The sequence below is a fragment of the Litoreibacter sp. genome, from assembly GCF_058136045.1.
The window spans coordinates 90,430-112,396 of sequence record NZ_JBYVDD010000015.1 but is presented as its reverse complement, the minus strand read 5'-3'; the positions used below and the strand labels follow the sequence as shown (position 1 = coordinate 112,396).

The following is a 21,967-nucleotide window of genomic DNA, read 5'->3' as shown; positions in this document are numbered from 1 at the left end:
CTTGTTACATCTTATCAACAGCAGCATCGCCGATGTTATCAACTCCGCGATTCTTTAGCAGATTTGTTAGCCAGTCTGGGTCCATTTCTGGTACAGAGGACAGTAAAAGGTCGGTGTATGGGTGATGCGGTGGCTGGAACATTTCGACCTTGCCGCCCTGCTCCACGACTTGTCCGTCCTTCATGACAACCACCTCATCCGCGATAGAGCGCACGGTGGCCAGATCATGGGTGATGAACATATAGCTGAGGCCTAACTCGTCTTGAAGCTTGGCCAGCAGGCGTAAAATACCTTCGGCCACAAGTTGATCCAACGCACTGGTCACCTCGTCGCAGATGATGAATTTCGGCTCAGCTGCCAGCGCACGGGCGATGCCGATGCGCTGTTTTTGACCGCCGGACAGCTCTGAGGGCAAGCGGTTGAAATACTCAGTCGGCTCCAACTCAATCTCGGCTAGAAGTTCATCCACACGCTTGCGTTTGTCACGACCTTTTAGGCCCATATAAAACTCAACCGGGCGCCCGATGATCTCCCCGATGCTTTTGCGCGGGTTCAGCGCGGTGTCAGCCATTTGGTAGATCATCTGCGCTTGCCGTAACTGCGATTTGTTGCGCTTTTTGTAATCGAGTGGAAGAATTTCACCACCAAACTCAATATGCCCAATCCGTGGCGGCAAAAGACCCGTGATGCAACGCGCGGCGGTGGATTTACCCGAGCCGGATTCCCCAACAACGGCGACTGTGCGCCCCTCATGAATGTCGAAACTAACGTCATGCAAAACGTCGATTTTGCCATAGGCTGCGGTCACGTTCTGGACGCTAACAACTGGCGTGGCCCGCACATTGATTGCAGGTTTTGCCGGGCGCTCGAAACTGCGCACCGCCCAAAGCGACTTCGTATATTCCTCTTTCGGAGAGGACAGCATGGTGCGGGTATCGGCCTCCTCAATCTCATCGCCCTTAAGTAGAACTTTAATTTTATCAGCCATCTGCGCAACAACGGCGAGGTCATGGGTAATGTAGATTGCGGCTGTGTTGAATTGCTCCACGATGTCGCGGATCGAGGCAAGAACCTCGATTTGGGTGGTGACATCCAAGGCGGTAGTTGGCTCGTCAAAAATGATCAAATCGGGGCGACACGCCATGGCCATAGCTGTCATGGCGCGTTGCAATTGCCCGCCAGAGACCTGATGGGGGTATCGAAAACCAATTTCTTCCGGGTTTGGTAAGCGTAGGCGGCGGTATAATTCTACACCGTCTTCTTCGCTTTGGCGGCGACTGGAAACACCATGCTGGACCGGACCCTCTGTATGTTGGTTGATTATTTTATGCGCCGGATTGAAACTGGCAGCGGCGGACTGCGCCACATAGGCAATCCGTTTGCCCAGTAAGCTGCGCTTAACCGAGGCGGAGGCTGTCACCAGATCAACGCCATCAAATTCAACCGAGCCCTTGGATATCCGAACGCCATCTCGGGTGTAGCCCATAGCGGCAAGTCCAATGGTAGATTTACCGGCACCGGATTCCCCGATCATCCCCAGAACTTCACCTTTCTTCAAATCAAGGCTCACACCATTGATGATCGGATTCCAAGTTTCATCCGCGCGACCTTCAATTGTTAGGTTGCGAATTTTTAGAAGTGGCTCGGTCATTCTTTCAGCCCCGATGATTTGTGCAGCATCCAATCGACCACAAAATTGATGCCCACGGTCAACAATGCGATGGCACCTGCCGCCAGCAAAGGTGTAACGGCTGCGTTGGGCGCAAAGGCTGCGTAGTTGATGAACTGGCCAAGGTCTTTTACCATCGTACCCCAATCGGCCAGCGGTGGCTGGATGCCAACACCGAGGAAAGACAGCGACGCGATGGTTAGGAATACAAAGCAGAACCGAAGCCCGAACTCGGCCAAAAGAGGGGCGTAAGCATTAGGCAGCATTTCGCGGAAGATCAGGTAGGGTAGACCCTCGCCGCGAAGCTTTGCGGCTTCAATGTAGTCCATAACCACGATGCTTTGCCCCACTGCGCGCGTCAGGCGGAAAACGCGCGTAGAGTCAATAATTGCGATAATGATGATCATGTAGATGGTGACTTGCCATTTCTCGCTCCCGGCCCATGCCATTGCGATGGTCATCAGCAGCAGTGAGAAAATTAGCGCGGGAATTGCCATGAGCGCATCCACCATTCGGCTTAGCAATTGGTCCAACCAACCACCCAAGGTTGCGGCCAAAAACCCCAAAGATCCGCCAATGAAGAAGGCTAAACAGGTTGTGAGAAATGCAATACCTACGGTGTTTTGTGCGCCATAGATCAGCCGACTTAACAGATCGCGGCCAATTTGATCGGTGCCAAGTGGATATTTTGGATCGCCACCCAGCGCTGGGTTTCCACCCGCCACAATATTGGCTGAGGCAAGGACCTCTTCTTGCCCGTAAGGCGCGATAAAACCTGCGAAGATCGATACGATTGCATAGGCAAGAATAACCATGATCCCGAAAGCGGCAGTCAGAGGCATAGATCTGAACAACTTCTTTGTGGTTTCGCTGCCTATATTGCGGAATGCGGTGCGAAATACCCAAGCCGCTGCAGAAAACATTAACAAACCCTGAACGGCCCAGCGGAAGAATATCACACCTGCCTGTGGCACATCGTTAATATATTGGGATTGAAAGTAGTACCAAAGCGTAAAAATTAAAGCTGCGGTAGCAACCATATAACCAAAAGCCACACCTAAGGACATGTCGCGAAAGTAGGGCCTGTTATTGGTGATTTTTTGGGCGGCAAGACGGAAAACCCATCCCAGGCCCAACAAGGCAATAAGCGCGCCGGAGATCCAGATAAGCGCGTTCATTTCGGATGCCTCAGACGTGGATTGGATATGATAGATAGAATATCAGCGGTCAGATTCAGCAAAATATACACAGCCGCAAAGATCAGGCAGCAGGCTTGCACCACAGGGATATCGCGAATTTTAACACTATCCACAAAAAGTTGACCGATGCCCGGATAGACAAAAACAACCTCGACCACCACCACGCCAGTGATGAGAAAGGCAAGGTTCAAGGCAACGACAGTGATGATCGGAGCCAGCGCATTTGGCAACGCGTGCTTCACGATTACCCGCATCGGGCTGAGACCTTTAAGGCGGGCCATCTCAATATAAGGCGAGGCCAGAAGGTTGATGATTGCGGCGCGCGTCATACGCATCATTTGGGCGGTGACGGCCAAAGTCAGAGTCAGGGCAGGCAGCATGGTTTTGCTGAGGCGGTCGCTGAATGCCATATCAGGGTAGATATTACTGAGTGATGGGAAGACTGGGTTCAGCACGGCAAGGAATAAGATCAAGATATAGGCGAGAAAAAACTCGGGGCTGGAAATTGCGGATAACGTGGTGACGTTCATTACTTTGTCAAAGGCGCTGTTGCGATAAAGTGCAGTCAAGATGCCAAGACCCACGGCCAGCGGAACAGAGATCGCAGCGCTGACGCTGGCAAGAAACAAAGTGTTCTTTAGGCGTGGCGCAATTTGATCCACAACGGTGGTGACATCGGTGCCAACGGCAGTTGTGCCAAAATTGCCTGCAAATAGTGCTTGGCTGAGAGGCACGCCAAAGTCTCCACGCACGGCCCCAGCTAACCAGTTAAAATATCGCGTGAAACTGTTTTGATTTAGGCCTAGCTGCTCGCGGATGGCGTCGACCGCCTCTGGGGTTGCTCCTTGCCCCAAAATTGCCTGTGCGAAGTCACCCGGCAGCGCGTTCACCGCAATAAAGATAATAACAGAAACTGCGAGTAAGGTTACAAGCCCAAGGAACAGTCGTTGCAAAATGATTCGCAGTAATCCGGCCACAGGCTTAGATGTCTCCCAGAAATTTCCAGAGTGGCAGAAGGTAACGACTGAAACTTATCTGTAAACCCATCGTGGGTAAATTCATCAATTTCTGAGTGTTACAAGCCTAACGCCGGCAAGATTCCCCGCAATCCATCCATTACTTGGACAAGTTCAGCGGTAATTGCAGGCTCAGACAACGCATGCCCTGACGCTTTGATCATGCGCAAGTCGGCTTTTCCCCAGCCATCTGCCAACTGATAGGCCGATATTGGGGGGCAGATCATGTCATAGCGACCTTGAATAATCGCCGCTGGAATATGTTCGATTGTACTGCGGTTTTTAATGATCTGACCGTCGTGCTCTAGAAAGCCTTTGTTGGTGAAATAGTGGTTTTCAAGCCGCGCAAAGGCGCGGGCATATTCAGCAGGGCTTTCACCGCGCATATCACTGACGGTCAAAGCTGCTAGGGCATTCTCCCAACCGGCCCAAGCGCGGGCATATTTGGTTTCAATCGGAATATCGCCGGAAAACAGGCGCTTTTGGTAGGCCGCAATCATGTCGTCTTGCTCGTCTTGCGGTATTAGGCTTGAAAACCGCGCCCATTGTTCCGGAAAAAACTGACCAGCGCCGCCGCCATAGAACCAGTCCAGTTCGGCTTGGGTCATTAAAAACACGCCCCGAAGCACAAGTTGTGCCGCCCGGTCTGGATGGCTTTGTGCGTACAATAAAGACAGCGTTGCGCCCCAACTGCCGCCAAACACAATCCAACGGCTGATGTTGAATTTCTCGCGGATCAACTCGATATCACGAATCAGGTCCCAAGTCGTATTATGCTCGATGCTGGCGTGGGGCCGCGAGCGACCACAACCGCGCTGGTCGAACAGGAAAATACGATAAACAGCAGGATCAAAATATCGCCGCATTGTAGGCGAACACCCACCGCCGGGGCCGCCATGCAATACAACAACTGGAATGCCATTGGGGTTGCCACATTGCTCAACATAGATGCGGTGGCCGTCGCCCACATCCAACATGCGCTGGTCGAAGGGGTCTATTGGCGGGTAAAGGTGCGACACCGCGCGGTTTTGTCCTGACGATCTGTCCATAGAGACCTATATAATCTGTTAATCGTCAGGCACCATGCCAGAAAACGACGAAATCAAAGAAGAGCACGCCCATGACCACCACCGTTGACCCCTCCGAGATTGCCAAGTTCGAAGCCATGGCCGCTGAGTGGTGGGATTTGGACGGCAAGTTCAAGCCACTGCATATGCTCAACCCCTGTCGGTTGGACTACATCACCAGCCAAATAGCCGCTGAATTTGATCGCGACCTAGATGCGCCCGCCCCGTTTAACGGCCTGCGCATTCTCGATATTGGGTGCGGTGGTGGATTGCTGTCAGAACCAATGGCGCGACTGGGGGCGGATGTTGTAGGTGCCGATGCGGCTGGCGGGAATATCCCTGTTGCCCAAGTTCACGCAGAACAGTCCGGCCTGACAATTGATTATCGCCACACCTCTGCCGAAGTGATGGCCGACGCGGGTGAGAAGTTCGATGTCGTGCTGAACATGGAAGTGGTTGAGCATGTCTCGGATCCGTTGGCGTATCTGACCGCATGTCGGCAATTGCTCAAACCCGGTGGGTTGATGGTCTGCTCAACTCTAAACCGCAATCCAAAAAGCTTTATGGTCGCCATCGTCGGTGCGGAACATATCATGCGCTGGCTGCCCAAAGGCACTCATGAATGGTCCAAGTTTATCACGCCAGACGAGCTGTTTGAGTTGATCACAAATGCAGGTTTGCAGCCGGTCGATCGCAAGGGCTTTGTGTTTAACCCAATTGCTTGGAGCTGGTCTTTGTCCGATCGCGACTTGTCGGTGAACTATGTCACATCCAGTGTGAAAGTGGTCTAGTCGTTCATCAGGGCCAGACGTAATTCGCGCAATACAGGCACGGTATCATACACTTTTTCGTGGCCAACACGCTCAATAATATTGCTGATCATTGGCGTAATAGTCGCCAACGCGGCGTCACGGGCACGACGGCCTGCAGGGCTGATTACCACTTGTTTGCGGCGCGCATCATCCCAATCTGGCGAGATGTGAATATGCCCGGCCCACTCGAGTTTGGACAGCGTATTGGTCAGCGCCCCGCGGGTAAGCGAGAAACTCTTAGCCAGCTGTGCGGGCGTACGCGGCTCGGTTAGCTGATACAGGTGATTGAGCACGGAAAAATGTGACAACTCCATGCCTTTTGGCAAAGCTTTGCTCAGCTTGCTACGTGCAAGGTGGTCCACCATAAACAGCTCGCTAAACAGCGATATGGCAATTGAATCTTCGATCTCGGACATAAGTCACAGCGTATAGGGACGATTATGGTTCAAAGAGGGGACACGCTGTCGCGCCCTCGCAACGTCATCCATATCAATCTCGAGGCAGACCATACCCGGATCGCGCCCTGCGTCCAGAAGAACCTCGCCCCAAGGACTGATAACCAGCGAATGGCCATGAGTAGAGCGCTCTTTGCCTGTTAATGCAGCATGGGTTCCTGTTTGCGCAGGGGCAATGATGAAGCAGCCGGTTTCAATCGCACGGGCGCGAAGTAGGCTTTCCCAATGTGCCTCGCCGGTAACGGGCGAGAAGGCGGCGGGGGTGGTGATAATTTGCGCGCCAGCTTGTGCCAAATCGCGAAACAACACAGGAAAGCGCATGTCGTAGCAGATAGTCATGCCAATCTTGGCAAACCCTGCATCTGCAACCACAGCGCGGGTGCCCGGACGGTAGCCAGCACTTTCCTGATAAGATTCGGATTCGGATATTTTAACATCGAACATGTGGATTTTATCATACCAGTCGACGATTTCCCCAGTGGGGTTAATCAAGAAGCACCGATTAGCAAAGCGCCCGTCTGGATCATCTGTTTTCAGCCCGAGAGAGCCAATAAGTAGCCAGATGCCAAACTTGGCGGCCGCTTGCTGAAGCGCCGCCAATGTTGGGTCGTCGTCTTGGCGGCACAGGACGGTATCTTGGTGGCGCTTGCTATTTGATAGGCAGTTGGTCACTTCCGGCGTCAAAACGAACTCTGCCCCCTCAACCGCCGCGTCTTCAATCAGTGATAGGGTGGTCACCAGATTGGCGGCAGGGTCGTCGCTGACGTTCAGTTGGAGCAGGCCAATCTTCATGCGAGCAGCGTGTCAAGTTTGCCAGCATGTTCTAGCGCATGTAGCTCGTCGCTGCCGCCGACGTGTTTGCCGTCGATGAAAATTTGCGGCACGGTCCGGCCACCATTGGCGCGCTGGATCATCTCGGATTTCTTGCTGGAATCGCGACCTACATCGGTTTCGCTAAAACTTGCACCTTTAGACGTTAGCAGGCGTTTGGCTGCGTGGCAGTAGCCGCAAAGCGACGAGGTGTAGATTTCAACTTTTGCCATGGGGTGGCTCCTTGGTCATGTCTGTGTTTGCACCCTATCTAGTCATCTTTTGCCACCCTTGCCAGAACCAGTACGTCAACTTGCCGTGCTCCGGCTGAAACACAAGCCTCAGTACAAGCCGCCAAGGTGGCCCCGGATGTCATCACGTCATCAATTAATAGAACCGAGCGTCCCTTTAAGGCGGCCCCTCTTTTGGGATGTGGCACGATCATACCTTCCAGTGAAGCAAACCGTGCGTCGCGGGTTTTACCGTCCATTACCTCGGTGGCGCGTGGGCGATGTAGTGGGTCGGGCAGGTACTTTAACCCCAACTCTTTTGCCACGACTTTTGCCAAGAGCGCTGACTGATTATAGCGCCGTTTCAACAGACGCAGCCAATGCAATGGCACGGGCACCACTACTGCGTCAGGGTCAACCTCGGGGGCTACACGCGCCATCCAAAGCGCCGCAGGTTTTGCCAGATCGGTGCGGTCCCCATGTTTTAGGCGTAAAACAAGCTCGCGCCCTTTGCCGCGATACATGAGCGCCGCTCGCCCTCTGTGCCATGGTCGGGCAATGGCGATGCAGTCGTCGCACTGTATTTCGTAACTGTCTTCCCCCGGCAGGGGCACGCCGCAGGTCTGGCATGCTAAGCCTTGGATGAAGTGCGCTTCGCGCCAACATTCCCCGCAAAGGGACAGATCATCCTCGACCGCAGCACCGCAGGTGAGACACTGTGACGGGTAGATCAGCTTAAGTGCAGATTGTAATTTCATGCCATTCCTCTAAGTAACGGCATCTCAGCCGTAGGAGTTTTCCTTTGCCACAGCCACGCCCTTTGACCGACCGTACAGCTTTGCTGCGCCAGCGCGTGCGGGCGCAGCATCAAGGGGCTGCCATGTTTTTGCATGACGAAGCGGTGTTTGAGGTTCAGGAAAGACTGATTGACGTTAACAGAGAGTTTACATCGGTTGCGATTGTCACCGGGCATGCTGATTTTTGGCGGGAAGCCTTCCCAAATGCCCTGATTGTGCCTGATGAGAACATTTTGGCGTTGAAACCTGAGGCCCATGACCTGGTGATCCATGCCATGTGCTTGCATTGGGCGAATGATCCGGTTGGCCAGCTCGTGCAGTGCCGTCGGGCGCTAAAACCCGATGGGTTGTTACTTGCTGTAGCTCTTGGAGGGCAAACTTTGGTCGAGTTGCGCGCTGCGCTGTCGGAGGCGGAGGTTTCATTAATCGGTGGGCTTGCACCGCGTATTGTTCCGATGGGTGAAATTCGAGATCTTGGCGGTTTGTTACAGCGCGCTGGGCTGGCTTTGCCAGTTGCGGACAGTGCCAAGCGAACCGTGAGCTATTCCTCCCCTATGGCATTGTTGCGTGATCTTCGTGCGATGGGCGAAGGAAATGCACTGGCGGATCGGTACAAAAAGGCACCTCCGCGTGAGCTGTTTTCGCGCATGTCTGAAATATACAAAGATCACTATTCATCTGGCCCAGACCGGGTGTCAGCGACGTTTGAACTTATTTTCCTGACAGGTTGGGCGCCTTCCGATATGCAGCAAAAACCCCTTCGGCCCGGATCAGCGACGACGCGGCTGGCAGACTTCTTAAACACAACCGAGTTGGGGCAGGATGTAAAATCCGCTACTGGGGACGAGGATAACGAATGATGGACGAGATGAACTCAAACTCCTTGCCGCATGCCAATACTGATCACCCTACAACTTTAGGTAAAGTAGGTGTGCTGTTGGCCAACCTTGGCACGCCGGATGATTATACCTACTGGCCCATGCGCCGATATCTGAGCGAGTTTTTGTCCGATAAGCGTGTCGTCGATTACCCGTCTTGGAAATGGCAGCCGTTGCTACAGCTTATTATCTTGTCCAAGCGGCCCTTTGCTTCCGGCGCGGCTTATAAAAGCATTTGGAACCATGATAAGGGTGAAAGCCCCTTGCTCACCATCACGAAGGATCAAACCGCGGCAATTGCGCGGGCGATGGCGTCTAAATATGGCGATAATGTTGAGGTAGATTTTTGTATGCGATACGGAAATCCGTCAACCAAATCCAAGGTGCAGGAGATGGTTGCCAAAGGCTGCGATAAGATCGTGTTTTTTCCGCTATATCCGCATTATGCAGGTGCTACCTCTGCTACGGCCAATGATGAGTTTTTCCGGGCATTGATGGAAGAGAAGTGGCAGCCATCTGCTCGTATCGTTCCCGCATATTTCGAGAACCCCGCTTACATCAGCGCGCTGGCTCAGTCGGTCGAGGATGCCTATGCGAAGATTAAAGAGCGCCCGGATATCTTAGTCTGCTCCTACCATGGTATGCCAGAGCGGTACTTGAGAGAGGGTGATCCTTACTACTTGCAATGCTGTGAAACGACGCGCCTTTTGCAAGCCCGTTTGGGGTGGGATGACACGGATATCACGACCACTTTCCAGTCTGTTTTTGGCCCTGAGGAGTGGTTGAAGCCCTACACTGTTAACGAGGTTGCGCGCTTACCCAAAGAAGATGGGAAAACAAAGATCGCAGTGATCGCGCCCGCGTTTTCTGCGGATTGCATCGAGACGCTGGAAGAAATCAACGAAGAGATCAAAGAAAGCTTTGAGCATGCAGGCGGCGAGCAGTTTACCTACATTCCGTGCCTCAACGACAGCGCAGCGCATATTGATGCGTTGTCGCAGATCATTGACGAAAACCTAAAAGGCTGGGTCTAGTTTAGGCGTGGTGTTATAGGGTGGCCGTCAAAAATGCGGTCGTCTACTTTGATGCGAATTAGACCGTTTTCCAGAACTTTAACGAAAATGCCCTGTATGGACACGCAGCTGCCGATGGTGACTGTGCGAAGCATTGTAACCTCCCCCAAGGTAATGTGACCTTAGTTTACGGTAGGTAACCAGATAATCCACCTAAAAATCCCCTCTGGATGAAGTTTCTCTAAACCTATAGCCAGTCACGTAAAATTGGGATCAGCGGAATATCTGCGGGTGGTATTGGGTAGTTTTTCAAGGCATTTGGTCGGACCCATTCCAATGTTTGCCCTTCACGCGGCGTTGGAATTCCGTCCCACTTACGACAGGCAAACAGTGGCATGAGCAGGTGGAAATCTTCATAGGCATGGCTGGCAAAAGTTAACGGCGCAAGGCAGCTTTTCCAGGTGTTAATGCCCAACTCTTCTTCTAATTCGCGGATCAAAGCGTGCTCTGGGGTCTCCCCCGCCTCTACTTTTCCGCCCGGAAACTCCCACAGGCCTGCCATTGATTTGCCGTCGGGGCGCTGGGCCAAAAGTACGCGGCCGTCTACATCAATCAGTGCGACAGCTGACACTAAAACAATCTTCACGAGCGGTAATCCGCATTAATCTCGATGTACCCATGCGTTAGGTCGCAGGTCCAAACAGTTGTACTTGATCGGCCAACCCCAAGATCGACGCGGATCAAAAGATCTTCGCCTTTCATATGTTCGGCGGCGTCAGCCTCCCGATAGTTGGGCGACACCCAGCCATTTTCGGCAACAAGCACATTGCCAAACCAGATCGACAACCTGTCTCTGTCAGCCTGTGCGCCTGATTTTCCGACAGCCATCACAACGCGACCCCAGTTGGGGTCTTCACCGGCAATCGCAGTTTTGACCAAGGGCGAGTTGGCGATGGACATTGCAACCTTGCGGGCATCATCATCGCTCACCGCTCCGTCCACACGAACTTCGACAAATTTGGTTGCGCCTTCACCGTCACGCACCACTTGGTGGGCAAGGCTTTTCATCACAACGGCCAAACTGCGCTCGAACGTCTCGTTGTCTTCAACCTGCGCGCCAGAGGCGCCAGTTGCCGCAACCAATAAACTGTCAGAAGTTGAGGTATCACTGTCCACCGTGATGGAATTAAAGGTGCCCTTGTTCAACTCTGCGACCATTGCTTGCAGCGCAGGCTGGCTGATAGCGGCATCAGTAAAAATATAGACCAACATGGTTGCCATATCTGGTGCAATCATGCCGGAGCCTTTGGCGATACCCGCAATCTTTACCTCAATGCCATCAACCAGACAGGTGGCCTCGGCGCCCTTTGCAAAGGTGTCCGTTGTCATGATTGCGCGTGCGGCGTCTTCAATGGAATTGGGGTCTAGCCCTGCCGAAAGCTGGTCTAATACACTGGTAATTTTAGCAAAGGGCAAAGGCTCGCCAATTACGCCGGTTGATGCGGTGTAAATATGGCTTGCTGGTATCTTCAGTATACCCGCGGTTGCTTCGGTAATGGCCTCAACGGCTTCAACCCCCGCCCGTCCAGTGAAGGCGTTTGAATTACCTGAGTTTACTAAAAACGCGAACCCCTTAGAGCTATCTTCAACGCTGCCCATCTTGGACTGGCAATCCAGTACCGGCGCAGACCGTGTGGAGGATTGGGTAAACACCCCGGCCACTGCACTGCCCGGAGCAAGTTCAGCCAGCATGACGTCAGATCGTCCAGCATACTTAACCCCGGCGGCGATGGCGCAAAATCGTACGCCGTCAATCATGGGTAGCTTGGGAAAGCCCCCCTTAGGTGCAAGGGGGGATACTTTGGTAATCGTAGCCATGATGTAGGCCCTTTGTGCCGTTTATTTCGACAACAGGCCTACATTGCGGATGGCGGCGGGATCAACCTCAACCTCGCTTCGCACCACTTCGGCGCTGTCTGTTAAGCGAGTAATTTCTGTTTCGATGGTCTTGGCGCGCAATTCGCGTTCAATTTCGTCACGGGTTTCGTCCAATGATGGGGCTTCTTTTACGCGGCTGTCGTTGCGCTTAAGCACATGCCAACCAAACTGTGTTTGAACGGGTTCCGTCACCACGGCCCCGTCTTTGAGCTTAATCACGGCTTCTTCAAAGGCGGGGACCATTGCCCCCTTGCCAAACCAGCCAAGTGATCCACCGCCTGGTCCGCTGGGGCCGGTGGATTTCTCTTTTGCTAGCTCAGCAAAATCGGCGCCCAGTTCTAGGGTAGAAATCAGCTCTTTGGCCTCTTCTTCAGTTTCCACCAAAATGTGGGAGGCGTTGAACTCCATTTCTGACTCGCCGACAGCAAAGCGCTCTTTGTATACCGCTTCAATCTGCGCTTGCTCTACGTCTGACATGCCAATCTTTGTAAGTAATTCGGCAGCTAAAAACGCTCGTATTTCGTTCTCTTTGCTTAACTCAACCGCACTTGTTAGGTTTTTTTCCATTTCTTGGCTCAGGGCGGTCTGTTGGATCAATTGTTCCAAAATTCCGTCAAACAATACGTTATCCTCGAGTTTTTTGTACTGCTCAGGTAACCGCTCTTGTAGCGCGATCATGTGTCCCAGAGTGATGTCGGTGCCATTGACTGTGACCAAAACCGTTGTTGCGTCTTGTGCAAATGCGGGCATAGCGACAGTTACCGCCAAGCCAGTTGCACGCAGAAGTGTTGAAAATTTGCCCAATATACCAGTCTCCAAAGTGGCCGCGGGTGGGTGCGGCGTTGACACTATCATAGGCGCCCCTTACATCGCCAAGAGGTTGAGGGCGCATCTCGTCTTGGCTGTCGAGATAAGATGCGACGGCCTATACGACAAGGTAAACCTTCACACATAATTGTTAGCCATCACATAAGGCGCGGAAATATGCTGGGTTTGGGTACTATTGCGAAAAAGGTTTTCGGGACGCCGAATGACCGCAAAGTGAAAGCTGTCCGTCCACTGGTCGAAGAAGTGAATGCACTTGAACCAGAGTTTGAAGCACTTAGCGATGAGGAAATTAAACAGCGTACAGAGGCGCTCTCGGTGCGTGCCCAATCGGGTGAAAGCCTTGATGATCTGCTGCCAGAAGCCTTTGCCAATGTGCGCGAAGCTGCACGCCGTGCGTTGGGCCTTCGCGCCTTTGATACGCAAATCATGGGCGGCATTTTTCTGCACCAAGGCAACATTGCGGAAATGAAAACTGGCGAGGGAAAAACCCTTGTCGCGACTTTCCCGGCCTATCTGAATGCGCTGTCCGGCAAGGGCGTGCACATCGTGACTGTGAATGACTACCTTGCTAAACGTGATGCTGAATGGATGGGCAAAGTTTATTCGGCATTGGGGCTGACGACTGGCGTGGTTTATCCGCAGCAACCAGACGACGAGAAAAAAGGCGCATACGCGGCAGATATTACCTATGCGACCAATAATGAATTGGGCTTTGACTACTTGCGCGACAATATGCGCTCCAACCTGTCAGAGATGGGCCAGCGCGGCCATAACTTTGCGATTGTAGATGAGGTAGACAGCATCCTGATCGACGAGGCGCGGACCCCGTTGATTATTTCTGGTCCGTCTGATGATCGTTCCGAGTTGTACACCACCATCGATAAGTTGATCCCTGAGATTACCGACGAGCACTACAAGCTCGACGAGAAAACCCGTGTGGTTACGATCACGGATGAGGGCAACGACTTTATCGAGAAACGTCTGCGTGAAATGGAGCTGCTGCCTGAAGAGCAATCACTGTACGATCCGGAAAGCACGTCCCTTGTCCACCATGTGACCGAGGCGTTGAAGGCTCATAAGTCATTCCACAAAGACAAGGACTATATGGTCCGCAACGATGAAGTTGTACTTGTTGACGAATTTACTGGCCGCATGATGGCGGGGCGTCGGCTGTCCGGCGGCCTGCACCAAGCGATTGAGGCCAAAGAGGGTTGTGCTATTCAGCCTGAGAATATCACGTTGGCATCGGTGACCTTTCAGAACTATTTTCGCCTCTATGATAAGCTTGGCGGCATGACAGGTACGGCTGTGACCGAGGCAGAAGAGTTTGCTGAAATCTACGGGCTTGGCGTTGTGGAAATGCCCACAAACCGCCCCATCATTCGGATTGATGAGCATGATGCGATCTACCGCACAGCAAGGGAAAAATACGAGGCTATCGTTGAGGAAATCAAGGTGGCTCATGCCACTGGCCAGCCCGTTTTGGTCGGTACAACCTCTATTGAAAAATCTGAATACCTGTCTGAATTGCTACAAAAAGCAGATGTGCCGCACAATGTTTTGAATGCGCGGCAGCACGAGAGAGAAGCCGAGATTGTCGGCAATGCAGGCACTTTGGGTGCAGTGACTATTGCGACCAATATGGCTGGCCGCGGTACAGACATTAAGCTTGGCGGCAATGTTGAGATGAAAATCATGGCTGCTCTAGAGGCTGACCCTGAAGGTGATCCAGAGGTTATTCGCGCGCGTATTGAGGAAGAGCAATCTAAGTCCGAGGATGAAGTTAAAGCCGCTGGTGGTCTTTATGTTTTAGCCACTGAGCGCCATGAATCTCGTCGTATTGATAATCAGTTGCGTGGCCGCTCTGGCCGCCAAGGTGATCCGGGTCGCTCTAGCTTCTTTCTATCGCTGGAAGACGATTTGATGCGTATCTTTGGGTCCGAGCGTCTGGATAAAATGCTGTCCACGTTGGGCATGAAAGAAGGTGAAGCCATTGCGCACCCTTGGGTAAACAAGTCGCTGGAAAAAGCGCAGGCCAAAGTTGAGGGTCGTAACTTTGATATCCGCAAGCAATTGCTGAAATTTGACGATGTGATGAACGACCAGCGCAAGGCAATTTTTGGCCAACGTATGGAAATCATGGAAGCGCAAGAAATCGGTGAAATTGCGCAAGATATGCGTCATCAGGTGATCGACGACTTGGTGGATCAATACATTCCAGCCAAAAGCTATGCGGATCAGTGGGACACGCAAGGCCTGTATGTGGCCGTTCTTGAAACGCTGGGCATTGATGAGCCAGTTATTGCGTGGGCCGAAGAAGAAGGTGTTGATGATGGCGATCTGCGTGAGCGCCTCTACGATGCGTCAGATAAGTTTATGGCGAAGAAAGCCGTTGATTTTGGCCCTGACCAGATGCGCAACATTGAGAAGCAATTGTTGCTACAAACTATCGACGGCAAATGGCGCGACCATCTTTTGAAGCTGGAGCATCTGCGCTCTGTTGTTGGTTTTCGCGGGTATGCTCAGCGAGATCCGCTCAATGAATATAAAACCGAAAGCTTCCAGTTGTTTGAAGGCATGCTGGATGGTCTGCGCGTCGATGTGACAGAAAAACTGTCCAAGGTGCGCCCACTGAGTGAAGAAGAGCAACAGCAAATGCTGGCGCAATTCATGGCTCAGCAAAATGGGGGGCAAGCGGCCCCGCTTGCGGTTGAAGAGGACCAAGCCGGTGTTGTTTTGGAAGGCTTTGATGAGAAGGATAAAGGCACCTGGGGGACCCCTGGCCGCAATTCTTCATGCCCCTGTGGCTCCGGTAAAAAATTCAAACATTGCCATGGTGAGATTATGTAACGGCTCAATATTTAGCGCGGTATCTTCGTGCTAAATTTCCTGCTATGGTAGAGCTCTATTGCAACGAGAATACTCGGCAAGGCAGGTAAATGAGCAGTTTTTTAAAGAACGCGGTGATGGCTGCGTGTTTTTGCATTCCCTCTTCAAGTTTTGCAGACGGGTTGGTGGCTGTGATCACCCCACCTATTCCCTTTCCATCTTCGAAGACGCCTGATTTTCCACTGAACAAGCAGCTGCCGGCTCCGTTTAAACCACTCAGTATCGAGGTGATTGAAGAGACTGCGGACCTCATTGATATTGTAGCGCGACAAGCAAATATTTCAAACTTCGGCACGGCTTGCGAGCCCTCTATGGATGTTAATGTGCTAAATGATGCGATGCTTGATGTGCAAATTTTCGCACCGTGCTTGCCCTACGATACTGTTGATTTTGAGCATGAAAGTATGGCTTTCACGGCGCCTTTAACAATGACCGGAGAGCTGTCTTTTACCTTACCGGCGCTCTCGGATAGGGCGCGTCTTAAAGCTACTCTGTCTGATGGTACAACATTGTCAGCGGATGTATTTGTTCCAGACACTCGACACTTTGCTCGGGTAGCCCTTCAGTGGGATGGCAAAGATCCCGGCACACTTATTGCCCGGGTTCCTAAGTCTTTGAGTGGTAAGGTCATCCAGCTTGGTGAATCGAACGATAGGAACGGAAAGATACTATCTGTCTTCTCAAGTAAAATAAATAATTTGCAGGCATCTGGTGTGGTGCGTTTGTCGCTAAGAGCCCCGGTCACTCTGGCTAATTGCAGTGTAGGGCATGCCGCTCGTGTGCGCCAAATAGTTTCAGGTGTGGTGCTGTCTAGCTATGATATCACGATGTCAGGACCGGGTTGTGGGGCTGTCGGTCAAATTCTTGAGTTGAATAATGTTCTCCAAGACCTGAAGCTTAACCAGAACTGACACGGGTAATAACTTGTTTTCTTTCGGACGCATCCTCTGGACGACACTTTTGCTTTGCGCATCAACTTTGGCTGCGCTGGGCGATGATGTGCGCCTTACGTCTCGGGATGGCACAATTCAAATCGACGGAACGCTACTGACCTACGATGGTGAGTTCTACCGTGTCGAAACCACCTACGGTCCGCTTACATTGGATGGTGAAGGCGTCACATGCAACGGGCCTGGATGCCCAGACCTTAATGCATTTGTTGCGAACATCAGGCTGTCAGGGTCGCACCGCATGGCTGAAGTCTTGATCCCAGCACTGATCCAAGCTTATGCCACAAGCAATGATTACGCGGTAACGCGCGAGGTTGCGGATGATTGGCGGTCCACATTTGTTTTGCGAGATAAAGATCGGATACATGGTCGATTCTTTTTGCATTCAAGCACCACAGCCGAAGGTTATGCGGACTTAATCGCTGAGGAGGCTGACATCGCACTGGTCCTTCGTGAACCCAACAGGGGCGAAGTGGTGATGGCGCGTTCTGCGGCGTCGGGCGATTTGTTGAAAGGTCGTCGTGCCCGTGTGGTTGCGCTAGATGGGGTTGTTGTAATTGCTGCTCCGGGCCAGCCACTTCATAAACTGACTTTAGATCAAATGGCAGTTGCGGTAGCGGGTGAGGCCGAGCGCTGGTCTGATATTGGGGGCGCGGATATTCCATTGGTCAGGCACCTTCCTGAGCCAGAGTCGGGTTTGGTCGAGGTGTTTGAGGATCGAGTTCTGGCGCCTGCAAAAAAGAAAATTTTGGCGGGCTTCACAGGTCATGCTTCACTGGAGGCCTTGGCTGATGAGGTGGCTGAGGATCCGTTTGCTATTGGCCTGACAACATTGAGCGAGGTTGGAAATGCTGTACCGTTGCGAATAGCCGGTAATTGCGGGTTTGAGACTAACGCAACCTTGGCGGCTCTGCGATCGGAGGACTATCCTTTGACCCTGCCGCTGATGCTTTATACGCCGGCACGGCGGTTGCCACTTATGGCGCGGGAGTTTTTAGATTTCACTCAAGGGTCCACAGCAGATTTTGTGATCCGACGTGCGGGGTTTGTGGATCAAGCAATTACAACCACTCGCTTTGATGATCAGGGTGATCGACTGGCGCATGCGATTTCTCAAGCAGGACCAGAAATAACGCTGGGTGATTTGCAGAATATGGTAAATGCCTTGCGGGACCGGGACCGGTTATCGACGACATTCAGGTTCACGGGGGGGACACGTCTTGATGTGCAATCTCAAGAAAATATCATCCGCTTGGCACATGCACTGGAAGCGGGGGTCTTTGATGGTCGTGAGTTGTTGCTCGTTGGGTTTTCTGATGGTGAGGGCTTGGCTACGCCAAATTTAGCCCTTTCTGAAAAGCGGGCTAAAACGGTGAAGCGCCTTTTGCATGAAGCGGCGCCAGTAGCGAACTTTAAACGCTTTAAGTTGCAAGTTGATGCTTTTGGTGAAGCTTTACCAATGGCTTGTGATGACACAGATTGGGGTCGTGCGATCAACCGCCGTGTTGAAGTTTGGGTTAAATAATCTGTGCACTGGTGTCATAAAATTCCATGGCTGCGAAAAGAATAGCAGCCACCTGATCCGATGATTAGGTGGTCGTGCAAAGTAAGGCTCAACGCCTCAGCACCCTTTCGGACTTGTTCAGTCATCGAAATATCCTCACTGGAGGGCGAAGCATCTCCTGATGGGTGGTTGTGAACTAAGATCAGTGCAGAGGCGTTCAGCTCCAGCGCTCGTTTCATTACCTCACGCGGGTAGACTGACACATGATCTACTGTACCCGTTTGTAAGGCCTCATCGGCAATAAGGTAGTTCCTTCGATCTAGAAACAATACGCGAAATTGTTCGCGCTCCATATATGCCATCTTAGTTCGGCAGTAATCTAGTAAGGCCTCCCATGACGACAGAACATCTCGGTGCATTATTTTCACCCGAGTCATTGCTTGAGTAGCGGCTTCAACTATCTTTAGCTCTTGAATGACGCTGTCTTCAACACCCTGTACTGCAGCTAAGCTATTGGGAGAGGCGGAAATAACTGCGTTGAAGTCACTAAAGGTGTTCATTAGTCGGTGAGCTAATCTGCGGGCATCGCGTTGGGAAATAGCGCGAAATAAGACAAGCTCCAGCAGTTCAACATCTGGAGTTGAATCAGATCCAAGCATTAAAAACCGGCTCCTAACCTTTTGGCGGTGCCGATGCGTTTCTGAAGGTGGGCGCGGGGAAGCTTTTTGAGGGAGGAAGCCCGGTAAAGCAGCACCAAGAGAATTTATCTGAAGCTGTGTCATGGAATCAGTTTCAGACGATTCGACTTAATTGCTGGTTAAAGCCCCTCTATGAAGTCGGGTGGAATTTTCCACTTGGTGACAGAGTGAACACTTGGCACCCATCAGCGGTTACCCCAATGGAGTGTTCAAACTGAGCCGATAACGATTTATCCCGTGTCACAGCTGTCCAGTCGTCGGCCAATACTTTGGTTTCGGGGCGACCTAGGTTCACCATTGGCTCGATCGTGAAGAACATGCCTTCTTCCAATACCGGGCCAGTGCCGGGGCGACCGTAGTGTAAAACATTCGGTGGCGCATGAAAGACGCGTCCCAAGCCATGTCCGCAAAAATCGCGAACCACGGACATGCGGTGACCTTCTACGAATTTCTGGATGGCATTCCCAATATCACCAAAGGTATTGCCGGGTTTCACGGCCTCAATACCCTTAATTAGTGCGTCATGGGTTACTTGGATCAAGCGCTCTGCCTTGCGGTTTGGCTTGCCAGCAACATACATTCGGCTGGTATCGCCAAACCAACCATCGACAATAACCGTAACGTCGACATTTAGAATATCGCCTTCTTTTAGCACTTTGCCAGCTGGAATGCCGTGGCAGACAACGTGATTCACGCTGATACAGCTGGCGTGCTGGTAGCCTTTGTACCCAATAGTGGCGGATTTGGCTCCGGCATCATCGACCATCTTGGTGATGCGGGTGTCGATTGCCTCTGTGGTGACGCCGGGCAGGATCATTGCGGCGATGTCATCAAGTATTTGTGCGGCCAGCTTCCCAGCCTTGGCCATCCCGGCAAAGTCCGCATCATCATAGATACGGATACCTTGTTTAGTAATGCGGCCTTGGTGCGTTGAGTCTTCCACAGGTTACTCCGATAATCTCTTTTCGCATATATAGTGCGGCATTTGGGGTTATGCCAGCCTGTCAGTCCCTTGCCATTGCTTTTTATTGTCAACAAGGAGGGGGTCTGTGAGCCATATCCCCTCCGGCGTAATACGGGTGCCGTAACATAATATTTCAACCCCGCAGGCACGGGCAAAATCAAAGGATTGGGCGTATTTAGAGTCTATATCACTAGCAATCTTCATCCGATTACAATCTGAGCGGCCAACCAGATACAGCATGATGGCCCGCTTACTGTCTTGCGCGACCTCAGACAACTCATGCAGATGTTTTGCACCACGCGTGGTAACGCAGTCAGGAAATTCGGCCCAGTTATCGTTTCTGTGTAAAGTTACACTTTTTACCTCAACATATGCGTCGGGAAAGCCGTCCTGCGAGAGCATGAAATCAATTCTACTGTTGGCCCCGTAAGGAAGCTCAGGTCTTATCCCTCGGTAAGTTGATACCTCCGAAACTTGTCCCGATATCAAAGCTTCTTTGACGATTCGATTGGGTAAACTTGTGTCTATGCAGGCGTAATGCCCGTCTTTAAATTCAGCCAAGCGCCATCCAAATTTCAGTTTCTTTTTTGGGTCATCATTTGGCTCTAGCCAAACTCGCATTCCTTCAGCATTGAAGCCCAACATTGCTCCGGGGTTAGGGCAATGGGCGGTGACTATTTGGCCGGTTTCCTCCAATATTACATCCGCCAAAAAGCGTTTGTAGCGGCGGATCAGCCGGGCGGGGATAAGCGGGGTTTGAAAGCGCATGGGCTGGGCCTATACCGAAAGGCAGCCATCAATCAAGGAGCCGCCGATGTCCAATCCCACCGCAGCCATGCTTGTCATTGGGGACGAAATTCTGTCGGGACGCACGAAAGATACCAACACCAACCATTTGGCGTGCGCACTAACCAACATTGGCATTGATTTGAAAGAAGCGCGCGTTGTCTCGGATGAGCACGATCAAATTGTGTCCGCCGTCCAAATGCTGAGTGGGGATTATGACCATGTGTTTACCTCAGGTGGTATTGGCCCAACACATGACGATATCACCGCCGACGCCATCGGGGCCGCTTTCGGTGTAAATGTCGATGTGCGTGCGGACGCAAGAACGCTGCTTGCGGCTCACTACAAGCAGCAAGGAATGGACTTTAACGATGCGCGAAAGCGTATGGCTCGCATTCCTGATGGGGCGACCCTCATTGATAACCCAGTTTCGATCGCGCCTGGTTTTAGCATCGCGAATGTTTATGTTATGGCGGGGGTGCCGAAGGTATTTTACGCAATGGTGGAGACAGTTTTAGCAACATTAACGGGTGGCGAGCCGTTGCAATCCAGAACCTTGCGTGTCCATATTGGCGAAGGAGATATCGCTGGCCCGCTTGCCGCGGTGGCACAGAAATATTCGGATCTTTCTTTCGGGTCGTATCCGTTCCAAAAAAACGGGGTCTACGGCAGTAACCTTGTTGTTCGCGGAGTAGATGCAGGGCAGTTGGTTGAAGTTGTGGTTGAATTGGCAAAGGCACTGGGTGTTGAAAATGTTTGATACATTTGAAGTGGTTGAGGCTACATGGCCCCCAGCGTCAGTTAACCAAGTCGGTTCGTGGCTAATTCGGGACAGCCAGGGTGGAGGTAAGCGGGTTTCTGCTGCAACGCCAACTGGTCCCGCGGCTGTAGATGAAATCGACTTGGCTGTTGTTGAAATGGAGAAACTTGGCCAACCAGCATTGTTCTCTCTAAAGTCAGAAGATGCTATATTAGACACTATTTTGGCTCAAAAAAATTATGAAGTGCTTGACCCGTCTCTTCTGTTTCGTGGACCTATCTTCAATGCCGAGGTTGCACCGGTAACAGCATTTAACATCTGGCCGCCTATGCAAATTATGAAAGATATTTGGTCTGAGGGCGGCATCGGTCCGGCACGTATTGCTGTGATGGACCGTGTTGAGGGGCCGAAAACCGCTATCCTCGGGCGGGTTGATGACCGGGCCGCGGGTGTGGCGTTTGTCGCTATGCACGGAGCCACGGCCATGGTTCATGCGGTTGAAGTCTTGGCGGATCATCGGCGTAAAGGCTTGGCGCGCCAAATGATGCATGCAGCTGCGCGGTGGGCAATGACCCAAGGTGCGACGGAGTTCTCGCTGGTGACGACTGAAGAAAATTTAGCTGCCCAATCACTGTACAGCTCTCTGGGCTTGTCGGTTGTTGGGCGGTATCATTACCGAATGAAACCATGAAAGGCCCTGCACC

Annotated in this window: 23 protein-coding genes; 8 read left to right on the top strand and 15 right to left on the bottom strand. The window is 52.1% G+C overall.

Annotated elements, in window-relative coordinates; translation table 11 throughout:
• Window positions 1-4: 4 nt before the first annotated feature.
• From AC3Y7R_RS16140 to pip, 4 genes are all read right to left on the bottom strand, one after another.
• Window positions 5-1,651 carry an ABC transporter ATP-binding protein gene (locus tag AC3Y7R_RS16140; protein WP_490043097.1) on the bottom strand — a complete coding sequence of 549 codons (1,647 nt, stop codon included), beginning with the start codon at window positions 1,649-1,651 and terminating at the stop codon, window positions 5-7.
• On the bottom strand, window positions 1,648-2,847 hold the full coding sequence (locus AC3Y7R_RS16135) for an ABC transporter permease (protein WP_490043096.1): 1,200 nt from the start codon (window positions 2,845-2,847) through the stop codon (window positions 1,648-1,650). The genes AC3Y7R_RS16140 and AC3Y7R_RS16135 overlap by 4 nt, the downstream gene beginning before the upstream one ends.
• Window positions 2,844-3,845: an ABC transporter permease gene (locus AC3Y7R_RS16130; RefSeq protein ID WP_490043095.1), complete on the bottom strand. Its 1,002-nt coding sequence runs from the start codon at window positions 3,843-3,845 to the stop codon at window positions 2,844-2,846. The genes AC3Y7R_RS16135 and AC3Y7R_RS16130 overlap by 4 nt, the downstream gene beginning before the upstream one ends.
• A gap of 98 nt (window positions 3,846-3,943) precedes the next feature.
• On the bottom strand, window positions 3,944-4,933 hold the full coding sequence (gene pip, locus AC3Y7R_RS16125) for a prolyl aminopeptidase (RefSeq protein ID WP_490043094.1): 990 nt from the start codon (window positions 4,931-4,933) through the stop codon (window positions 3,944-3,946).
• Between the two features lie 71 nt (window positions 4,934-5,004).
• On the opposite strand from pip, the gene ubiG reads away from it, so the two are divergent.
• On the top strand, window positions 5,005-5,742 hold the full coding sequence (gene ubiG / locus AC3Y7R_RS16120; RefSeq protein ID WP_490043093.1) for a bifunctional 2-polyprenyl-6-hydroxyphenol methylase/3-demethylubiquinol 3-O-methyltransferase UbiG: 738 nt from the start codon (window positions 5,005-5,007) through the stop codon (window positions 5,740-5,742).
• Here the strand turns inward: ubiG and AC3Y7R_RS16115 are convergent.
• Genes AC3Y7R_RS16115 through AC3Y7R_RS16100 form a run of 4 tightly spaced genes read right to left on the bottom strand, consistent with a single transcriptional unit; the run spans window position 5,739 to window position 8,016 of the window.
• Window positions 5,739-6,179: a MarR family winged helix-turn-helix transcriptional regulator gene (locus tag AC3Y7R_RS16115; protein ID WP_490043092.1), complete on the bottom strand. Its 441-nt coding sequence runs from the start codon at window positions 6,177-6,179 to the stop codon at window positions 5,739-5,741. The genes ubiG and AC3Y7R_RS16115 overlap by 4 nt on opposite strands.
• 3 nt (window positions 6,180-6,182) lie before the next feature.
• Window positions 6,183-7,010, bottom strand: a complete 828-nt coding sequence (locus AC3Y7R_RS16110) for a carbon-nitrogen hydrolase family protein (protein WP_490043091.1) — start codon at window positions 7,008-7,010, stop codon at window positions 6,183-6,185.
• Window positions 7,007-7,261, bottom strand: coding sequence for a glutaredoxin 3 (gene grxC, locus AC3Y7R_RS16105; protein ID WP_490043090.1), 255 nt, complete (start codon window positions 7,259-7,261; stop codon window positions 7,007-7,009). Before grxC ends, AC3Y7R_RS16110 begins: the two co-directional genes overlap by 4 nt.
• Before the next feature lie 38 nt (window positions 7,262-7,299).
• On the bottom strand, window positions 7,300-8,016 hold the full coding sequence (locus tag AC3Y7R_RS16100; RefSeq protein ID WP_490043089.1) for a ComF family protein: 717 nt from the start codon (window positions 8,014-8,016) through the stop codon (window positions 7,300-7,302).
• Window positions 8,017-8,060: 44 nt separating this feature from the next.
• On the opposite strand from AC3Y7R_RS16100, the gene AC3Y7R_RS16095 reads away from it, so the two are divergent.
• Window positions 8,061-8,915 (top strand): methyltransferase domain-containing protein, encoded by an 855-nt coding sequence (locus AC3Y7R_RS16095; RefSeq protein WP_490043088.1) that lies wholly within the window; start codon window positions 8,061-8,063, stop codon window positions 8,913-8,915.
• A complete protein-coding gene (gene hemH, locus AC3Y7R_RS16090) occupies window positions 8,915-9,967 on the top strand; it encodes a ferrochelatase (protein ID WP_490043087.1) in 1,053 nt (350 codons plus the stop codon). Before AC3Y7R_RS16095 ends, hemH begins: the two co-directional genes overlap by 1 nt.
• Here the strand turns inward: hemH and AC3Y7R_RS16085 are convergent.
• The 4 genes from AC3Y7R_RS16085 to AC3Y7R_RS16070 form a co-directional block, all read right to left on the bottom strand.
• Window positions 9,964-10,101 (bottom strand): hypothetical protein, encoded by a 138-nt coding sequence (locus AC3Y7R_RS16085; protein ID WP_490043086.1) that lies wholly within the window; start codon window positions 10,099-10,101, stop codon window positions 9,964-9,966. The genes hemH and AC3Y7R_RS16085 overlap by 4 nt on opposite strands.
• Window positions 10,102-10,193: 92 nt before the next feature.
• On the bottom strand, window positions 10,194-10,592 hold the full coding sequence (mutT, locus tag AC3Y7R_RS16080; protein WP_490043085.1) for an 8-oxo-dGTP diphosphatase MutT: 399 nt from the start codon (window positions 10,590-10,592) through the stop codon (window positions 10,194-10,196).
• Window positions 10,589-11,824 (bottom strand): bifunctional glutamate N-acetyltransferase/amino-acid acetyltransferase ArgJ, encoded by a 1,236-nt coding sequence (gene argJ / locus AC3Y7R_RS16075; protein ID WP_490043084.1) that lies wholly within the window; start codon window positions 11,822-11,824, stop codon window positions 10,589-10,591. Before argJ ends, mutT begins: the two co-directional genes overlap by 4 nt.
• 21 nt (window positions 11,825-11,845) lie before the next feature.
• Window positions 11,846-12,562 (bottom strand): peptidylprolyl isomerase, encoded by a 717-nt coding sequence (locus AC3Y7R_RS16070; RefSeq protein WP_490043083.1) that lies wholly within the window; start codon window positions 12,560-12,562, stop codon window positions 11,846-11,848.
• A gap of 306 nt (window positions 12,563-12,868) precedes the next feature.
• Here AC3Y7R_RS16070 and secA point away from each other — a divergent pair, with 306 nt between their 5' ends.
• The 3 genes from secA (at window position 12,869) to AC3Y7R_RS16055 (ending at window position 18,076) form a co-directional block, all read left to right on the top strand.
• The gene (secA, locus tag AC3Y7R_RS16065; RefSeq protein ID WP_490043082.1) at window positions 12,869-15,562 is read left to right on the top strand and encodes a preprotein translocase subunit SecA; all 2,694 of its coding nucleotides are present in this window, start codon (window positions 12,869-12,871) and stop codon (window positions 15,560-15,562) included.
• Between the two features lie 89 nt (window positions 15,563-15,651).
• On the top strand, window positions 15,652-16,512 hold the full coding sequence (locus AC3Y7R_RS16060; RefSeq protein ID WP_490043081.1) for a hypothetical protein: 861 nt from the start codon (window positions 15,652-15,654) through the stop codon (window positions 16,510-16,512).
• 13 nt (window positions 16,513-16,525) lie between these two features.
• Window positions 16,526-18,076: a phosphate ABC transporter substrate-binding/OmpA family protein gene (locus AC3Y7R_RS16055; RefSeq protein WP_490043080.1), complete on the top strand. Its 1,551-nt coding sequence runs from the start codon at window positions 16,526-16,528 to the stop codon at window positions 18,074-18,076.
• Window positions 18,077-18,090: 14 nt separating this feature from the next.
• On the opposite strand, the gene radC is transcribed toward AC3Y7R_RS16055, so the two are convergent.
• Genes radC through sfsA form a run of 3 tightly spaced genes read right to left on the bottom strand, consistent with a single transcriptional unit; the run spans window position 18,091 to window position 20,485 of the window.
• Window positions 18,091-18,837, bottom strand: a complete 747-nt coding sequence (gene radC / locus AC3Y7R_RS16050; protein WP_490043079.1) for a RadC family protein — start codon at window positions 18,835-18,837, stop codon at window positions 18,091-18,093.
• A 46-nt stretch (window positions 18,838-18,883) separates the two neighbouring features.
• Window positions 18,884-19,696, bottom strand: a complete 813-nt coding sequence (gene map, locus AC3Y7R_RS16045) for a type I methionyl aminopeptidase (protein WP_490043078.1) — start codon at window positions 19,694-19,696, stop codon at window positions 18,884-18,886.
• A 48-nt stretch (window positions 19,697-19,744) separates the two neighbouring features.
• Window positions 19,745-20,485, bottom strand: a complete 741-nt coding sequence (gene sfsA, locus AC3Y7R_RS16040; protein WP_490043077.1) for a DNA/RNA nuclease SfsA — start codon at window positions 20,483-20,485, stop codon at window positions 19,745-19,747.
• A gap of 46 nt (window positions 20,486-20,531) precedes the next feature.
• On the opposite strand from sfsA, the gene AC3Y7R_RS16035 reads away from it, so the two are divergent.
• Window positions 20,532-21,263, top strand: a complete 732-nt coding sequence (locus AC3Y7R_RS16035) for a competence/damage-inducible protein A (RefSeq protein ID WP_490043076.1) — start codon at window positions 20,532-20,534, stop codon at window positions 21,261-21,263.
• The gene (locus tag AC3Y7R_RS16030; RefSeq protein ID WP_490043075.1) at window positions 21,256-21,954 is read left to right on the top strand and encodes a GNAT family N-acetyltransferase; all 699 of its coding nucleotides are present in this window, start codon (window positions 21,256-21,258) and stop codon (window positions 21,952-21,954) included. The genes AC3Y7R_RS16035 and AC3Y7R_RS16030 overlap by 8 nt, the downstream gene beginning before the upstream one ends.
• Window positions 21,955-21,967 lie beyond the last annotated feature (13 nt).

Coding starts and splice junctions, on each gene's coding strand:
- AC3Y7R_RS16140 (WP_490043097.1), bottom strand. CDS start 1,651: ATGACCGAGCCACTTCTAAAAATTCGCAACCTAACAATTGAAGGTCGC.
- AC3Y7R_RS16135 (WP_490043096.1), bottom strand. CDS start 2,847: ATGAACGCGCTTATCTGGATCTCCGGCGCGCTTATTGCCTTGTTGGGC.
- pip (WP_490043094.1), bottom strand. CDS start 4,933: ATGGACAGATCGTCAGGACAAAACCGCGCGGTGTCGCACCTTTACCCG.
- ubiG (WP_490043093.1), top strand. CDS start 5,005: ATGACCACCACCGTTGACCCCTCCGAGATTGCCAAGTTCGAAGCCATG.
- AC3Y7R_RS16115 (WP_490043092.1), bottom strand. CDS start 6,179: ATGTCCGAGATCGAAGATTCAATTGCCATATCGCTGTTTAGCGAGCTG.
- AC3Y7R_RS16110 (WP_490043091.1), bottom strand. CDS start 7,010: ATGAAGATTGGCCTGCTCCAACTGAACGTCAGCGACGACCCTGCCGCC.
- grxC (WP_490043090.1), bottom strand. CDS start 7,261: ATGGCAAAAGTTGAAATCTACACCTCGTCGCTTTGCGGCTACTGCCAC.
- AC3Y7R_RS16100 (WP_490043089.1), bottom strand. CDS start 8,016: ATGAAATTACAATCTGCACTTAAGCTGATCTACCCGTCACAGTGTCTC.
- hemH (WP_490043087.1), top strand. CDS start 8,915: ATGGACGAGATGAACTCAAACTCCTTGCCGCATGCCAATACTGATCAC.
- AC3Y7R_RS16085 (WP_490043086.1), bottom strand. CDS start 10,101: ATGCTTCGCACAGTCACCATCGGCAGCTGCGTGTCCATACAGGGCATT.
- argJ (WP_490043084.1), bottom strand. CDS start 11,824: ATGGCTACGATTACCAAAGTATCCCCCCTTGCACCTAAGGGGGGCTTT.
- AC3Y7R_RS16070 (WP_490043083.1), bottom strand. CDS start 12,562: ATGATCGCGCTACAAGAGCGGTTACCTGAGCAGTACAAAAAACTCGAG.
- secA (WP_490043082.1), top strand. CDS start 12,869: ATGCTGGGTTTGGGTACTATTGCGAAAAAGGTTTTCGGGACGCCGAAT.
- AC3Y7R_RS16060 (WP_490043081.1), top strand. CDS start 15,652: ATGAGCAGTTTTTTAAAGAACGCGGTGATGGCTGCGTGTTTTTGCATT.
- radC (WP_490043079.1), bottom strand. CDS start 18,837: ATGACACAGCTTCAGATAAATTCTCTTGGTGCTGCTTTACCGGGCTTC.
- sfsA (WP_490043077.1), bottom strand. CDS start 20,485: ATGCGCTTTCAAACCCCGCTTATCCCCGCCCGGCTGATCCGCCGCTAC.
- AC3Y7R_RS16035 (WP_490043076.1), top strand. CDS start 20,532: ATGTCCAATCCCACCGCAGCCATGCTTGTCATTGGGGACGAAATTCTG.
- AC3Y7R_RS16030 (WP_490043075.1), top strand. CDS start 21,256: ATGTTTGATACATTTGAAGTGGTTGAGGCTACATGGCCCCCAGCGTCA.